Here is a 16058-nt window from a genome sequence, read left to right as displayed (position 1 = left end):
GATTAGCTCAAGCTAAGACACGCTTTAAGCGCTTAAATTTATCAAGGAGACAATCATGTCTAACGCATTTACTGATTTAATGAAAAAACGTAGAACAATTTATCATTTAGGTAATCAACTTCCAATTAGCGAAGACAGAGTCACTGCGATTATCAAAGAAGCGGTTAAAGAGAGTCCAACAGCATTTAACTCACAGACATCTCGTGTTGTTGTTCTGTTTGGTGAACAACATCAAAAACTGTGGGATATCGTTAAAAACACACTGAAAAAATTAGTACCCGCAGAAGCATTTAGTGCAACTGAAGCAAAAATTAATAGCTTCGCCGCAGGTGCTGGTTCAATTCTGTATTTTGAAGACACAGATATCGTAAAAGGTCTTCAAGAGCAATTCCCTCTGTATGCAGATAACTTCCCTGTATGGTCAGAACAAGCAAGTGGTATGGCGCAACTTTCTGTTTGGACTGCATTAGCAGCAGAGAACGTAGGTGCTTCATTACAACACTACAACCCAATTATTGATGATGAAGTTCATGCAACTTGGGATCTGCCAAAAACATGGAAATTAAGAGCTCAAATGGTCTTTGGTTCGATTGAACAAGAGGCTGGCGAGAAGAATTATATGGAAGATGATTCACGCTTTAAAATCTTCAAATAAGTGTTAGAACAGACATCTGACAAAAGACCCTAGCAATAATACCCTCTTTTTTTACTTTCATTCCTTGCCCACAGCCACTGTGGGCTTTTTTTTATTACATTCCCACAAAGCAAGAATGGTGGCCTTATGCCACCATTCTAAAAATTCCATAAAAAAAGAGCAAAGTGCGCAATGAATACAAAGGTAGGGATGGACCCTTTGTGTTCAACACTTTGCTCTCTTTATTTATTTACGCACCCTTTACCGAAGTAAAAGGTGCGATTTTCACAAGGCGTATGAAAATACGTTATTTACGTGTGATGTTATTTGCTTTTGGTTGAGCAATTGGAGACTGCTCAGCAAAGTATTTCACGACTGCATCAACATCTGGCACGCTGTAAACTGGATCTTTACCTTCTTTCAGTACAGAGAAGTTACTACCACCTGTTGCTAAGTATTCGTTAGCAACAACACGGTAATTCGCTTTCATGTCTACTGGTTTGCCATCAATTTTCATTGATTCAACGATAACACGGTTACCATTAGAAGCTTTACTATCCCATGTGTACTGGAAGTTACCTGAAACCGCTAACACTTGTGGACGTGAACGATCCCATTGTTGTTCTAACAGGCGTTTAATTTGCTCACCCGTTAACGTTTGAGTTAACAGTACGTTAGAGAATGGCTGTACAGTGTAGATTGCGTTATAAGAGACGTCGCCGCCTTTCATATCAGCACGGATACCACCGCCGTTCATTAAACCGATTTGTGCGCCACCCATTTCTTTAGATTTTGCAGTATACAGATGTGCATCTGCGATCACTTGACCTAATCCAGACTCACCCGCATCGTTAGTTTGCTTAGTTAAATTACCTTCTAACTTACCGATAATACGGTTAGCTAATGGGGTAGCAATTTTTTCGTAAGCTTCTAACAGTTTGCTAACTGCTGGATCTTTTTCATATTTACGGTTATCAACCCAAATATTTTTTGCATTGATATCTACAACGTCTTTCGTTGTTTTATCTAATTTCAGGTCGATACGCGTTAACATTGCACCGTTAGATTGTGCTGATGTCACTGATTTACCGTTGATAGTACAGTTGTAAGCTTGGTGAGTATGACCTGTAACAACGAAGTCGATAGCTGGATCTAATTGCTCAACAACACCCAGTACTTTACCTGTAATACCATTACATGCGTTGATATTAACTGGGCCACCATCACGACGCTGTGCAGCACCTTCGTGGATCAGAACACCAATTGCTTGAACGCCTTTCGCTTTTAATTGTGGTACTAATGCGTTGATCGTTTTTGCTTCATTGTGGAAGCTTAAACCTTCAGTTCCTTTAGGAGTTACGATAGCCGCTGTACCTTCTAAAGTTAAACCGATGAACGCAACAGGAATACCGTTGAATTCTTTAATAACGTATTCTGGGAATAAAGTTTTGCCCGTTTCGTTAACAATAACGTTAGCCGCTAAGTATTGGAAATCAGCACCTTTAAACTCAGTTGGACCTTGGCAACCAGTTACTGGGTGGCAACCACCGTTTTGTTTACGCAGTAACTCGCCCATGCCTTTATCAAATTCGTGGTTACCCACAGAAGTTGCTTCTAAGCCTGCTAATGATAATGCTTCAATTGAAGGCTCATCATGGAACATTGAAGATAACAGTGGGCTTGCACCAACCATATCACCCGCCGCAACAACGATGTTGTTCGGGTTATCTTTCTTCATTTCTTTGATTAACGTAGCCATGTGCTCGATACCACCAGATTTACCTTCTGGTGCTTTCAGCGCGCCGTGGAAGTCGTTCATTGCGATAACACGCACATCAACAACATTAGCTTCGTCGTAGTTCTTTGCACAACCTGCTAATAAGACTGAGCTTACTGCAAGTGCAACGAGTTTGTATTTATGATTCATTTAAAATTTATCCCTAAGATCAAAATTCACGTTTCGGACAATCAATTACTTCGAAATCTTTGCTATAACAGATATAGAATTCATCTCGATTAATTTGAATTTCTTTGTCCTTCAGTGATGGATTGTGTTCTTTTAAGAACTTAATCAATGCACTGTTTGAAGGACGGCCTTCTGGTAATACTAACGCTTCATACAACTCTTTTTGTTTACCAAAGAATGCATCTGGTGTATCAAACGCACACACACCGTGTTTTTCCCATTCACCTTGTAACAAGTCGATACCTGGAGAATCACACAGATAAGGTTTGATAGCAGAGTATTCTAAAGGTGGTAAATCGCCTTTACATAAACGAGGATGCTTGCGTATGTCTTTCCAATCGCGGCACTCTTCCCATGATTTACCATCACAGGTTTCAGCCCACAGCCCATGAACAATCCAGCCAAATTTGTTATCAGAGAAGCACTGGATTTCAAATTTATCGTACTCACGTTTTGCACGATCTTTTTCATTATCGTTATTTAAACGTTTAATATTATTGCTTTTGTAATCACAAAAAGCCGGTGAGTAGTTAATCGCTAACTTAAAGTAATCTGTTGATGCTGTGCTGTTTTGACCATAGCGATCATTAGAAGCAATGTAGTCGTAAGGTGCTGTTGGAGCATCAGGTAAAATACAAGATACGCCTTCAACTAATTTAGCTTGAGGTTTTAATGGTTCTGTAATTTCAGGTGCTTGCGTTGCACATCCTGCTAGCACTAAAGCAAAAGCAGCAGGTAATAGCTTCATAAAGCGCATAAAATCCCCTTAAAGAGCAATTAAATCTACTCTCTTGGTTCAAAAAAGGTAAGAAAAACCTGCCCTGAATGGGCAGGTTTAATAGCTTATTTCTTCTCAGTTAAATCGATTTTGTAAATTGCAAAACCGATTTCATCATTTTCCACGAAGGTCATTGGATACTGAGCAAAATCTTTAATAAATGCAGCAGCTTTTTCACTTGGAGAAGTTTCAAAACGTACATCTAACGCTTTATCAGTCTTAATCGGTAAGAATGACCAGTTGTTAGCAGCTTTAGTCGCAACTTCACCTTTTTCTTTAGTTTGCTTAGCAATGTAAGAAGCTAAAATCGCACGGTTTTCATCTGGAGATGCAAACGCAATATTCGCTTCACCAGTACCTGCAAATTTACCGCCGTATCCACGGTAGTTATTTGTTGCGATCAGGAATGTTGCTTTAGGATCGATTGGTTTGCCTTCGTAAGTGACTTCTTTGATACGATTCGCACCTTTGTTAACCACTTGGCAATCAACGTCATATTTAGCTGGTTGAGTTAAGTCAACTTTATAGTTCACACCGCTAATGGTGTCGAAGTTATAAGTACGGAAACCATCCCAGTTGATCAGTTCTTGTGGTTTAGTTGAGTTAGGATCAACTTGGTTCCACATACCTGCTGAACATTCTAACCACTCAACAACATCAGCACCGGTCGCTTTAACAACCACTAATGTGTTTGGATACAGATATAAGTCTGCCGCGTTACGGAATGTTAAGTCACCTTTTTCAACTTCTACGAAGTCTGCTGGTGCGTTTTTACGACCACCCGCTTTAAATGGCGCAGCTGCACCTAATACTGGTAAACCGTCTAAGTTCGGATCACCTTGAATAAAGTGTTTGGTGTAATCAACTTGTGCATCATTAACGATTTGTACAGTTGGATCGCTCTGTACTAATGCTAAGAAGCTGTACATGTTAGCAGAAGCTTTACCAATGTGTTTACCCACGAAATCACGGGTACCTTGGTGTGCTTTTTCGATGATTTGAGCTAATTCAGCATCACGTTCAACTAATGCTTTTTTGTTCGCTTTATCAAAGATAGGACGCGCTTCACCTGTTGCTTCAGTCATCACCCATTTACCGCTGTCGTTATTGATAACCATATCAACGACACCTAAGTGATCACCCCATTGGCCAGGCATAACAGCAGGAACACCGTTTACGGTACCTTTCGCTGTATCTACACCTTTAATGCCTTCAAATTCTTTGCTTGGGAATACGCCGTGAGCGTGACCAAACATGATTGCATTGATGCCTTCAACTTCACTTAAATAATAAACAGAGTTTTCCGCCATTGCTTTGTACGGCTCTGACGCGAAACCAGAGTGAGGAATAGCCACAATCAGGTCTGCACCCTCTTTTTTCATTTGAGGGACGAATTTTTTCGCTGTTTCTGTAATATCGTTTACAACGACCTTACCATCCAGATTGGCTTTATCCCAGATTAAGATCTGTGGTGGTACGAAGCCGATATAACCAATCTTGATAGTGTGTTCTTTACCATCACGATCTTTTACTGGTGTATCAACAATGATATAAGGTGTGAAATAGTTTTTGCCTGTTTTCGCATCCATCACGTTGGCGTTGATGTAAGGGAATTTAGCACCGGCAATGGCTTTTTTCAGGTAATCTAAACCATAGTTAAACTCATGGTTACCAAAGTTACCTACTGTGTAGCCCATGGTGTTCATCAGTTGGTGAGCTGGATGAGATTCGCCTTTTTCTAAGCCTTTAGCTGCTTGATAGTCAGCCAGCGGGCTACCTTGGATCAAGTCGCCGTTATCAACTAAAATCGCATTGGTTGCTTCAGCTTTTGCTGCTTTAATTAAATTAGCAGTACGGACATAACCAAACTGTTCTGTTGGTTTGTCTTTGAAGTAGTCAAAGTCGATTAAGTTACTGTGAACATCAGACGTCTCCATAATACGAAGATCGACTGTCGCAGCATTCACGTTGAATGCGACAAACATTGCTAATGTTGAAATTTTCAACACATTCTTAACCATTACACACCCCTTATATATTGGTTAACAGGAGAGCGATATCGCTCTCCTTTCATTACTTCTTTCAAACGGTAGTGCCTTTACTAGGACTAGAAGTACAGACGCATACCAGTTTCGAAGATATATTGTTTTTTATCTTCATACTTCACGTTATCACTGCGAGCATCATCGTATGCCATTTCAGCGAATAAACGTAAGTTGTTATATTTAGATACTGCAAAACGTTTATCTACACCCACAGTATAGGTTTCTTTTTTGTAGTTGAACGTGTTTGCATCACCATCACGCAGATAATAACCTGCATACATACCACTTTCGATACGATCCCAGTGCCATTTCACACCAACACCATATAAATCTGCTTTCCAGTCGCCTTTAACTGAGTTCCAACCACGAGGGTTTTTAAATTGGTTTTCATAGAGTGCTAAACCTGGGTTTTTAGCACGAGATTGACCATAGTCTAAACCAATAGAGAATTCACGTCCTGGGAAGAAGTATTCAGCACCAAAAGCTAAAATACTGTTTTCAGGTGTTTTGTCTTTATTTGGACCTGAAGTATTTGCTTCACCTTTAGCTGCTGAGTAACCCGCATCGAACTCCAAACCGAAAGTTGATTTATAGAAACCAACTACTGAATATGCACGAGTAATATCACCTGCAACACGGCGACCGTCATCACCAGATTTACCAGTCACCGTACCCGCTAATTTAAAGCCTTCATAACGGTTAGTTTCTAAGAAAATAGTTTGTGGTAAACGGGTCATAAAGTTGTTTTTACCAACACCGTTATAATCAATACGATGATTACCATACTTATCTTCTGTAATATTCGTATTACCACCAGAGAAACCTACTGAACGACCTAATACATCGCTAAAGTAGAATACACCCGTGTTACCATAGCCATAGCTTGATTTTTTAACCCAGTCGATCGGAATATAGGTACGACCAAATTGGATTTGACCATAATCACGATGAGAGAAACCGACATAACCCACACGGTTGTACATTTCAAAGTTTGATTTAGGGTTGTCACTGTTAGTTCTTTGAGTATCCGAACCCCACTCTAATTTACCAAAAACTTTGATATCGTTAGTCAGCTCATGCGAACCAAAGAAACCAATACGACTACCATCATCCGTCATTTTCATTTCATGATTTTGGCTAGTCACTTGTGTTTTTAAACGGAACTGACCGTTTACATCAAAACGTGTACCTTTATCGTTATACACGTTTACTGCGTTTGCAGATCCAGAAAGAACCAACAAACCAACCAGTGCTGCTAGAGGCTTCAAGCTTTTCATGATTAAAATACCCATCTATTTTCTATAGTTTTATGATTTTCTTTAAGGTCAAAAATAATACCGCCGTATATAGTTGACCTGAGATTCAGACAAAAGATCCCTGCCACGAATTTCGAAAAAGAAAATCGCTCTCACAATTGATAATTTTTATAGCTACTAATTATGACTCTACAAAATTTTCTTAAAGGTTTTAATTTCCTTGACACAGACGTAATCACCAATAAGACACAAAAATAATATCCTCATTATATTTTAAATAAGGGCATTGCTTTTATTTCTGTCAGGAAAAGAAATAGGTCGTTGAGTTTTCGATGGCATGTTACTCAAAAAAAAGCCCTGCTTTCGTGATGTAGCCCACAATTACACCAATGTGCATTTTCATGGTTACATACCCAAGTGATAGGTATCACAATTAAAGGTAAAGATACGTGTTTTTTGAACTTAATCAACTTTTTAAAAATAGTACTTTTGGATTTTTCTTTTATATTTCATTTCTTTATAAGACTCTTTTTTTTGCTAATAAAAAATTTATCTCCCTATTTAATATATTTAAAAGGAAGTATTATTTTTAACCACTAAATAAATAACACTAAAGATTTGAATATTGTTATTCCTAATTAATAATTTTTTATCTTTATATTTATTTCTTATTTAAATAAAGGCGAAGTCGAATTTAAATACAATTTAACTGGTGGTAACGAGTAACACTCCATCATAAAAAGAATAATTATCTGTAAATATTAAAAAAAGAAGCACAAGAATACTATTCAATCACAATATCTAATCAATACGTACAAGTAACAACAAAACCAAATGAAACATTACAAAATCTAAACTATTACCATAGTTAATATAAAAAGCCCAATCGTGCTCTTTTATCGATATTTGAAAAAAAAATATCAAAATTTGTGATCAAAATCACTTCGATAATTGTGAAAAACACCCTTACACATTTTCTTGATTTTGTGATAATTATCACATGAGAGTGTCAGGAATATTTTTGTTTTGTAAATTAATGCAGGGATAAATCTGAAAGTGATTTCAGTTTGTAAACAAAAAAGAGTATAAAAATAAAATTATGTGATTATTATCACATAATGGTTTGTGCTAAAAATCATGTTATTTCATTATCAATATTCTTAATTAATCCAACTCAAATAAGAATAAAACTCATTATCATAGAGTAGATTTACTAATTATTCGTTTCAGCTTTTTTTATCTTTTTATTAAATAACTCGGTATTGATTTTCTTTTAAGGGATATTACCTTTTAGATACCCTAAACATTCAGTATCATATTGCGGTAAATAATGATTAAGGGGAATGTCAGATGCTGTGGTTTAAAAATATTTTGGTCTATCGCTTAAATAAAGAGATAGCACTGTCAATGGATGAGTTAGAACAACAGCTTGCTTCATTGGCATTCACACCTTGTAGTAGCCAAGATATGACTCGAACAGGTTGGGTTTCGCCAATGGGCGATCGTGGTGAAGCGCTTATCCATGTAACGGGTAAACAAGTCATGATGTGCGCACGAAAAGAAGACAAAATCTTACCTGCGACAGTCATTAAGCAAGCACTGCAAGACAAAGTTGAAAAACTTGAAGGCGAACAAGGCCGTAAACTGAAAAAGACAGAGAAAGCCACCTTAAAAGATGAAGTGGTACATACTCTGCTCCCTCGCGCATTTAGTAAATTCTCACAGACTTTTATTTGGCTAGATTTAGAAAAACAACTCGTTATTGTTGATTCAGGCAGTGCAAAACGTGCCGAAGATAACTTAGCTTTGCTACGTAAAACCTTAGGTTCACTACCAGTTGTTCCTCTAAACTTTAATGAATCCGTTGAGTTAAAAATGACAGAGTGGGTACGCTCTGGAGAACTCCCTGCTGGCTTTACCTTAATGGATGAAGCAGAGCTAAAAGCGGTGTTAGATGAAGGTGGTGTTATTCGTTGTAAGAAACAAGAATTAGTTTCTGACGAAATTGCGACACATATTGAAGCGGGTAAATTTGTCACCAAACTTTCTGTAGATTGGGAAGATCGCCTGCAATTTATGCTTTGTGATGATGGTTCTATCAAACGCATCAAATTCAGTGAAACTTTACGTGAGCAAAATGACGATATTGATAAAGCCGATTTTGCCCAACGTTTTGATGCCGACTTTGTTTTAATGACCGGTGAATTAAGCGCCTTAATTGAACGCGTCACCGAAGTCCTCGGCGGCGAAGCAGAGTAATCTGCGAATAAAATACAACAAGCAGATCAGTCCAACCACTGATCTGCTCGAAGTTACTCTCTCACACACTCTCTTATTCTTCTATTTTTGTCTTCTTCTACTCGTTATACCCTATTGAATACTCTAAATAATTCAAGAGGTAGCTAGGCGACAAATGAACGAGTCGCTAGGAGCATACAATAGTATGTGACTAGTGCGAGTGAATGCCGTCAACAACGCTACAGCTTGAAGTATGACGAGTATTGTATGACGAGCATTGTTACTACCAAGGCAACGCCCCCTTCTCCCCATTCGCATGTTCACCGTAATACAATGACGGCAGGAAACGAGAAAGATAAGTAAACTCGTTATAACAGTGCTGCAATAACCCAAAAGCTATCTCATCTGGTAATTCTACAGCTGGATTTTCTAATGAGTGACCTAAATAAAAACGGCTTCTTAATACACATCCCCAATCCGTATCTCGCGTTAAATGCACCATTTTACCGTCGGTAGGATCACCGTTTTCATCTGTTTTCACATCAGAGCCAAAACCAATAGTGGCACATACCGCACCAGAAAGTGCGCCTGTTTTATAGGCTTCTTCTAATAATGTGTTATCAAAAAAATCTTTCGCGTCATGGAATTTAAGTTGTGCTCCAACGGGTGGAATATCCCCTAAGGATTCAACTGCCTTAATTGATGCCCCGATATAACTTTTTCCTTTGATCCATTTATCATCCCAACCATTGTGAGCAACATGATCATGGGGATGCCACCAGCGAATATGTTGTGATGTTTCAAAAAAGGTAAACCACCACTCTAGCATCTTGCCTTTACAACCATGTAAATCGGTACGTACTGCGACCGTCAAATGCCCCGCTTCATCCCTTTCAATTCCCATTTCCAAGCGTAATGGTGCAGGTGATAAAAGTTCATTAATGTCATTTAAAGCCCAAGGTAAATGCAATGTTTGTTTTTTCATTTTCTCAACTCCAATTAATTAGGAAACACAATTCGTTTCCTAATTGTTTTATCCCTAAAGAGTGATAAAATCAACTAAAAAAGAGGCTAAAAAATGACAGATAGCAAGATTAATCAAAAACGAGGACGCCCTGCCCGCCCTGAAGAAGAGATCCGCCAAGAAATATATGAAGCGACCATGAGTTTACTTTTAGAGCAGGGTTACAGCGCAACAACCATTGATGCCATTGCAAAACAGGCAAGCATTGCCAAAAAAACGATTTATCGTTTTATCAAAGATAAAGAAGACTTAGTGGAACAAATTGTGTTGTCATGGACTGACAATTTCGTCGCTATTTTTCATGATAAGGCCACTGATTTTGACGAGTTTACCCTGTTGTTATCACAACATTTAAACAGCATGACTCAAACAGTACTTAATGATAAAGCAGTAGGCTTGTATAAGTTATTGCAAGAAAACTTTCCTAGCCGTGAAATACTTATGGAAAAATATCAACGAAGCGGAATATTAAGAGGTCGTAGTCTACTTACGCAGTGGTTACAACAACAAGAAAAAAACGCAATAATCAGGCATTATGATTATGCAGTATTAAGTGATCTTTTATTAGCGATGGTGATCGCTGAACCTTTGCGTCAAATTGCATTAGGGATAATCCCTCCAACGCCAAAATCTGATTTTAGCCCTCGAATTCAACAAGCTATACAGCTTATTATCCCGATATTAAAACCTTAAAAATAAAAACAGCGAGTCAGCATATGTTTTGCTGTACTCACTGTCTTTATTGCGATTATTTCAACCAAGATATCTGATTATTATTTTTGAATTAAATAACGGATAGTCGGGCCATCTTGTTGAATATCTAACACGGTATAACCATAATTTTTCGCATCAAGTGGAATATTGTTGATTGATTGAGGACAATCACTCACCACTTCTAATATTTCGCCTTTTTTCAGTGATGGCATAGCTTCAAGCGTTGCCACCGCAGGATAAGGACAAGGTTCACCGACCATATCTAGACGATAATCAGGAATAATGGTGTCTTTCTGGCTCATACGATTTCCTTATTGAGCTGTGTTGAAATAGCGTTTTCTTGTTGTGCTTTTTTACGGAAAAAGTGTTTTTCCCACCAAAGTAATAATGCAAATGACAGACCAAGCATCAGATACGTCACACCCAAACCACCTACAGGGCCAAAGGTATCAAGTAAATTAATCTTGTCATAATCAGTTGCGATCACAGAGGCAAAATCATCCCAATAATAAGCCAGTAATGTTGAACCGATTACGTTACCAAGCCCAACCCACCAAAAGTGAATTTGACCCTCAACGGCACGATACATCCAACCTGTTTCACACCCACCAGCCAGAACAATACCGAAACCGAAAAGTAAGCCACCAATGACGGCGTTCGGACCTGCCCACATAATTTTAGGTGCGGCACCTAACTGAACATAACTGAAGATCCCAATCGCACTCACCGCCATACCGATGATAATCGCTTTTGCCATATGGGTTCTGCCTGTTATCCATAAGTCACGGAAAGCAGAAGTAAAACAGATTTGCGCACGTTCAATTAAAATACCAAAACCAATACCGCCTAACATAGCGAAACCCAGTTTTGGTGAATCAAAAAGAATAATTAAAGACCACGCAATCATGGCAAAAAAGATCACCATTCCCAACCTAAAGCGACGTTTCGCACGTTGTTTATCTTGAGTGATAGGTGAAGCTTGACTGACTTTTTGCAGTTTTACCGGAATACGAAACAAAGGCATCAATGATAATTTGGCACCAAAGTAAGAGCCGATTGCCGTTGCAACAGCAAAAAACCAAGCATGTAAAGAGAACTGAGGAATACCAGTAAAAAATGCCGCAAGGTTACAACCCATTGCTAGACGGGCACCAAAACCTGCGATGATCCCACCTAGAACAGCTTGAAGAATACGAATTTTATGTTGAGGATGACGAAGTTTGACGTTGTTAGCCCAAAGAGCGGCCATAATACAACCTCCAAACATCCCGATGATCATAACGCCATCAATACGCGTTAATGGCGTACCTTCAAGACCGATGATTTTAAAATAACCCCATTCTTCAGGGTGAGCGCCAAACCATTGCATAACGTGACCACCCCAGCGAGTAAATTCACCCGTGACAGCCCAGAAAGTGCCGGTTAAACCAAAGTAGTAAGTTGATAAGATACCTGCCGCGATAACTGCTGGAAGAGGCTTCCAAAAACGGATCAGGTACTGGGATTTAAATTCTGACCAAGACATGTTTTTTCCTAGAGCTTACCTCTACGAGAGACCCTCTCCACGCAGTAGGATTGGCCGAACATGTTACTCCAATAATTTTTTTATCAAAGAGTCAGTATTCAGATAAATGAGAGAAATTTGCGTTATAACAAATTTTTTGTAACAGGTAGGAAACTTATCCCACTTATAAATCTTGTGAACATTCAACCTATAAGTGGGAAATAAGTGATTAGCAAATACGAGGTAATGGTTCGTTATAAGGTAAGTCAAGAATACGGCTAGTCCCGAAAATTCCTGTTAACCGAATATAATTATCCTCGGTAACTTCACCAATCGTACAAGCGTCTTTACCTAAAGTATGTTGATGTAATGCTTCAAGTACTTGAGCTTCAGCTTCTGGTGATACCACTAAAACAATTTTTCCTTCGTTAGCAAAATTTAGTGCTTCAAGCCCTAATAATTCACAAACGCCACGAACAGATTGTTTCATTGGTAATTTGCTTTCATGCACATTCATGCCACAACCACTGGCTTGAGCAAATTCATGTAAAATTGCGGTCACTCCGCCTCGTGTTGCATCACGTAAGGCGCGAATACCTTTAATTTGACGTAAAGGTGCAATCATTGGCTCAAGAACAGCGCAGTCGCTTTGTAGATCTGCTTCTAATCCTAAATTTTCACGAAGATTCAGGATTGTTGCGCCGTGATCGCCAATAGTACCACTCACTAAGATCTTATCGCCTGCTTTGATATTGCTTGCAGCCCAATTAATTGCCGTTGGAATAACACCAATACCAGCAGTATTGATAAAGATCTTATCCGCAGCGCCACGAGGAACTACTTTCGTATCCCCTGTGACAATCTGTATTCCTGCTTGCGCAGCTGCTTTTGCCATCGCCATCACAAGGGTTTCTAGGGTTTCAAATGGAAGCCCTTCTTCAAGAATAAAACCACAAGAAAGGTAACGAGGAACCGCACCACCAACAGAAAGATCGTTAGCCGTACCGCAAACAGATAATTTACCAATATTTCCACCGGGGAAAATAATGGGATCGATAACATAGCTGTCTGTACTAAATGCAAGACGATCGCCAAGAGTCGTTAACTCATTTAACGCGATCCGCGCTTGGTCTTCTTTTTCATTTAATAACGGATTATCGAACGCTTTTAAAAACAGTCCTTCGATAAGTTGTTGCATACCTTGCCCACCATTTCCTTGGGCTAAGGTGATTTCATCAGGTTGTTTCATATATTACCTTCACGGCGATACTGATAATAAGCCGCACATGCACCTTCTGATGATACCATTAAGGCACCCAATGCCGTTTCTGGTGTACAACTTTTACCAAAGAGTGGGCAATCGGAAGGTTTGCATCGTCCTGTTAATACATCGCCACAGCGAGATTGTGGATTATCTGCCACTTTCTGCGGTGCAGGTGTAAAACGTAATTCAGCATCAAACTCAGAATAAGCCGGTGTTAATTGAATACCTGACATTGGGATCTCACCCAATCCACGCCATTCACTGGTTTCTTTTAACATAAACACTTCGCTAAGTGCTTTTTGAGCCAACTTATTACCTTCATTCGGTACAATGCGACTATATTGGTTTTCAATACTTAAAACATAATCTGTATTTTCTGCTTTTGCTTTAAGTTGTTTAATGACCATCAGTATAGCTTGTAATAAGTCTAATGGTTCAAATCCTGTCACCACAAAAGGCTTTTCAAATTCGTCACATAGCGGCTGATATGGCGTACAGCCAATCACCATACTCACATGCCCCGGTGCAATAAAGCCGTCAATACGGACATCATCTTGCTCTAGGAGGCAACGTAAAGTCGGCACGATAGTAATGTGCTGACAAAACAGAGAAAAGTTTTTCAGTCCACGCAATTTCGCTTGTTGTAGCGTCATTGCCGTACTTGGCATTGTCGTTTCAAAACCTAAACCAAAAAAGACAACTTGTTTGTCTGGATTATCTTGTGCAATTTTGAGTGAATCGAGCGGTGAATAGACAATACGAATATCACTACCACGACGACGCGCATCAAGCATTGAGCCATTACGACCCGGCACTCGCATTGCATCACCAAAAGTACAGAAAATTACGTCAGGACGAGCCGCGATTTCTAAGCACGCATCAATTCGTCCCATTGGTAATACACAAACAGGACAACCCGGTCCGTGAACAAATTCAATTTCTTCTGGTAATAAGCGGTCTAAACCAAATTTAAAAATGGCATGTGTATGCCCACCACACACTTCCATTATTTGTAATGGGCGTTTAATAGGGTGAGGCCATTGTGAAATAGTTTCACGAATTTGGGCTAGTAAGGCTTTCGCTAGTTCGGGATCACGAAATTCATCAACGTACTGCATCATCAGCCTCTTCAAGAGTCACACCATAAACATGCTGTAATGCATCAAGAGTATCTTGCGCTTCTTGCTCATCAAGAATACTCATGGCGAATCCCACATGAATAAGTACCCATTTGCCTAATAATTCACTAGGTTCGCCTTCACATACCATTGAAATATTAACAGCACGTTTAACGCCACTGACTTCGGCATAAGCGAGTTGGTGGACGTCTTCGCCCACCTCAACAATCTTAGCTGGAACACCTAAGCACATAAACGACTCTCCAACCAAGCTAACCACTCTTCCATGCCTTCGCCTGTTGTTGCTGATAACGCGATGATTTCGATATTTGGATTAACACGGCGAGCTGATTCAATGCAAGCTTGAACGTCGATATTCAGATGTGGCACTAAATCAATTTTGTTGATAATCATTAAATCAGCCGCAGCAAACATATGCGGATATTTCAGAGGCTTATCTTCGCCTTCAGTGACAGAGAGAATAGCGACTTTATGCTTTTCACCCAGATCAAAACTGGCAGGACAAACTAAGTTACCCACGTTTTCAATAAAGAGAACGCTGTTATCTTGTAAACCTAATTGGTGTGTCGCATCATGCACCATTTGTGCATCAAGGTGACAGCCTTTGCCTGTATTCACTTGGATCGCTGGCACACCGGTTTCACGGATACGATCCGCATCATTAGTGGTTTGCTGATCGCCTTCGATCACAGCACAAGGCACACGTTGCGCTAACTGTTTTAATGTTTGAGTTAACAGTGTCGTTTTACCGGAACCAGGACTTGAAACTAAATTCAATGCCAACACATTTTGTTGCTCAAAATGTTCACGGTTATGAACGGCAATGCGGTTATTTTTATCCAGCACATCCATTTCAATTTTCAGCATACGCTTTTGGCTAATACCGGGAGCATGTGTTCCTGCTTCACCTTGGCCATAATGCATATTCTGATTTTCAATCACTGGGCTAAATTGCTCTTCGTGCTCGTGTTCATGATCGTGGTCATGTGCATGATCGTGATCGTGGCTGTGAGAATGGTGATGAGAATGTTCATGGCTATGATCATGAGCATGTTCGTGATCGTGACTGTGTGAATGGTCATGACTGTGTGAATGATCGTGTTCATGATGATCGTCATGTCCATGATGATGTTCATGGAAAACAGGGGTTTCGTTTAGCTGTGCATCGTTATGAAAATGAAGATGAACATCACCACTGTTATGGTAATAGTGGTGATGAACGATGATAGGCTGACCATGTGTTTCGTAGTTATGCTTATGCTTTTGTTCAGACTTATCAATATATTTATGAACAGTATTCGCTGGAGTAGCATTGTGTTCATGATGGTGATCATGCCCATGATGGCCGTGATCATGATGATGACCGTGGTCGTGATGATCATGGTCATGAGAGTGATGATGGTGGTGCTCATGTGAATGAGGCTCTACGCCTTCAATTCTGACATTGCCTTCGCCACAACCGCAAGTGCTACACATATTCTGACTCCTGTACTATT

The 16058-nt window shown here is 39.5% G+C and carries 14 protein-coding genes; 3 read left to right on the top strand and 11 right to left on the bottom strand.

The genetic code is table 11. The features are described from left to right. The first annotated feature begins 55 nt into the window (after positions 1–55). Positions 56–655: a nitroreductase family protein gene (locus D7029_RS03365; RefSeq protein WP_072069426.1), complete on the top strand. Its 600-nt coding sequence runs from the start codon at positions 56–58 to the stop codon at positions 653–655. Positions 656–941: 286 nt separating this feature from the next. Here the strand turns inward: D7029_RS03365 and D7029_RS03360 are convergent, their stop codons facing one another. The 4 genes from D7029_RS03360 to D7029_RS03345 all read right to left on the bottom strand — a co-directional run bounded on the left by D7029_RS03360 (position 942) and on the right by D7029_RS03345 (position 6700). Next, positions 942–2561 carry a bifunctional metallophosphatase/5'-nucleotidase gene (locus D7029_RS03360; protein ID WP_194951841.1) on the bottom strand — a complete coding sequence of 540 codons (1620 nt, stop codon included), beginning with the start codon at positions 2559–2561 and terminating at the stop codon, positions 942–944. Between the two features lie 19 nt (positions 2562–2580). Beyond that, positions 2581–3357 (bottom strand): ribonuclease T2 family protein, encoded by a 777-nt coding sequence (locus D7029_RS03355; RefSeq protein ID WP_069368615.1) that lies wholly within the window; start codon positions 3355–3357, stop codon positions 2581–2583. A gap of 86 nt (positions 3358–3443) precedes the next feature. Continuing rightward, a complete protein-coding gene (locus tag D7029_RS03350) occupies positions 3444–5399 on the bottom strand; it encodes a bifunctional 2',3'-cyclic-nucleotide 2'-phosphodiesterase/3'-nucleotidase (protein ID WP_088493724.1) in 1956 nt (651 codons plus the stop codon). 86 nt (positions 5400–5485) lie between these two features. Further along, positions 5486–6700 (bottom strand): porin, encoded by a 1215-nt coding sequence (locus D7029_RS03345; RefSeq protein ID WP_228766729.1) that lies wholly within the window; start codon positions 6698–6700, stop codon positions 5486–5488. 1329 nt (positions 6701–8029) lie between these two features. Here D7029_RS03345 and rdgC point away from each other — a divergent pair. Further along, positions 8030–8938, top strand: coding sequence for a recombination-associated protein RdgC (gene rdgC, locus D7029_RS03340; RefSeq protein ID WP_088493726.1), 909 nt, complete (start codon positions 8030–8032; stop codon positions 8936–8938). A gap of 262 nt (positions 8939–9200) precedes the next feature. On the opposite strand, the gene D7029_RS03335 is transcribed toward rdgC, so the two are convergent. Continuing rightward, positions 9201–9902, bottom strand: coding sequence for a DAPG hydrolase family protein (locus D7029_RS03335; RefSeq protein ID WP_194951839.1), 702 nt, complete (start codon positions 9900–9902; stop codon positions 9201–9203). A 93-nt stretch (positions 9903–9995) separates the two neighbouring features. On the opposite strand from D7029_RS03335, the gene D7029_RS03330 reads away from it, so the two are divergent. Beyond that, a complete protein-coding gene (locus tag D7029_RS03330; RefSeq protein WP_194951838.1) occupies positions 9996–10634 on the top strand; it encodes a TetR/AcrR family transcriptional regulator in 639 nt (212 codons plus the stop codon). 80 nt (positions 10635–10714) lie between these two features. On the opposite strand, the gene yedF is transcribed toward D7029_RS03330, so the two are convergent. The 6 genes from yedF to hypB form a co-directional block, all read right to left on the bottom strand. After that, positions 10715–10957, bottom strand: coding sequence for a sulfurtransferase-like selenium metabolism protein YedF (yedF, locus tag D7029_RS03325; protein ID WP_006535172.1), 243 nt, complete (start codon positions 10955–10957; stop codon positions 10715–10717). Further along, positions 10954–12180: a selenium metabolism membrane protein YedE/FdhT gene (yedE, locus tag D7029_RS03320; protein ID WP_088493729.1), complete on the bottom strand. Its 1227-nt coding sequence runs from the start codon at positions 12178–12180 to the stop codon at positions 10954–10956. The genes yedF and yedE overlap by 4 nt, the downstream gene beginning before the upstream one ends. 208 nt (positions 12181–12388) lie before the next feature. Continuing rightward, the gene (hypE, locus tag D7029_RS03315) at positions 12389–13408 is read right to left on the bottom strand and encodes a hydrogenase expression/formation protein HypE (protein WP_099074174.1); all 1020 of its coding nucleotides are present in this window, start codon (positions 13406–13408) and stop codon (positions 12389–12391) included. Next, complete coding sequence (gene hypD / locus D7029_RS03310) at positions 13405–14541, bottom strand: hydrogenase formation protein HypD (protein ID WP_075674243.1); 1137 nt, start codon at positions 14539–14541, stop codon at positions 13405–13407. Before hypD ends, hypE begins: the two co-directional genes overlap by 4 nt. Next, positions 14528–14794, bottom strand: a complete 267-nt coding sequence (gene hybG / locus D7029_RS03305; protein ID WP_006535180.1) for a hydrogenase maturation factor HybG — start codon at positions 14792–14794, stop codon at positions 14528–14530. The genes hypD and hybG overlap by 14 nt, the downstream gene beginning before the upstream one ends. Beyond that, positions 14785–16038: a hydrogenase nickel incorporation protein HypB gene (hypB, locus tag D7029_RS03300; protein ID WP_194951837.1), complete on the bottom strand. Its 1254-nt coding sequence runs from the start codon at positions 16036–16038 to the stop codon at positions 14785–14787. Before hypB ends, hybG begins: the two co-directional genes overlap by 10 nt. Between the last annotated feature and the right edge of the window lie 20 nt (positions 16039–16058).

It is taken from the genome of Proteus vulgaris (assembly GCF_016647575.1).
Classification (GTDB): domain Bacteria; phylum Pseudomonadota; class Gammaproteobacteria; order Enterobacterales; family Enterobacteriaceae; genus Proteus; species Proteus mirabilis_B.
The sequence above is the reverse complement of the archived record's forward strand: the minus strand, read 5'-3'. Positions and strand labels throughout refer to the sequence as shown.

Coding starts and splice junctions, on each gene's coding strand:
- D7029_RS03365 (WP_072069426.1), top strand. CDS start 56: ATGTCTAACGCATTTACTGATTTAATGAAAAAACGTAGAACAATTTAT.
- D7029_RS03360 (WP_194951841.1), bottom strand. CDS start 2,561: ATGAATCATAAATACAAACTCGTTGCACTTGCAGTAAGCTCAGTCTTA.
- D7029_RS03355 (WP_069368615.1), bottom strand. CDS start 3,357: ATGCGCTTTATGAAGCTATTACCTGCTGCTTTTGCTTTAGTGCTAGCA.
- D7029_RS03350 (WP_088493724.1), bottom strand. CDS start 5,399: ATGGTTAAGAATGTGTTGAAAATTTCAACATTAGCAATGTTTGTCGCA.
- D7029_RS03345 (WP_228766729.1), bottom strand. CDS start 6,700: ATGAAAAGCTTGAAGCCTCTAGCAGCACTGGTTGGTTTGTTGGTTCTT.
- rdgC (WP_088493726.1), top strand. CDS start 8,030: ATGCTGTGGTTTAAAAATATTTTGGTCTATCGCTTAAATAAAGAGATA.
- D7029_RS03335 (WP_194951839.1), bottom strand. CDS start 9,902: ATGAAAAAACAAACATTGCATTTACCTTGGGCTTTAAATGACATTAAT.
- D7029_RS03330 (WP_194951838.1), top strand. CDS start 9,996: ATGACAGATAGCAAGATTAATCAAAAACGAGGACGCCCTGCCCGCCCT.
- yedF (WP_006535172.1), bottom strand. CDS start 10,957: ATGAGCCAGAAAGACACCATTATTCCTGATTATCGTCTAGATATGGTC.
- yedE (WP_088493729.1), bottom strand. CDS start 12,180: ATGTCTTGGTCAGAATTTAAATCCCAGTACCTGATCCGTTTTTGGAAG.
- hypE (WP_099074174.1), bottom strand. CDS start 13,408: ATGAAACAACCTGATGAAATCACCTTAGCCCAAGGAAATGGTGGGCAA.
- hypD (WP_075674243.1), bottom strand. CDS start 14,541: ATGCAGTACGTTGATGAATTTCGTGATCCCGAACTAGCGAAAGCCTTA.
- hybG (WP_006535180.1), bottom strand. CDS start 14,794: ATGTGCTTAGGTGTTCCAGCTAAGATTGTTGAGGTGGGCGAAGACGTC.
- hypB (WP_194951837.1), bottom strand. CDS start 16,038: ATGTGTAGCACTTGCGGTTGTGGCGAAGGCAATGTCAGAATTGAAGGC.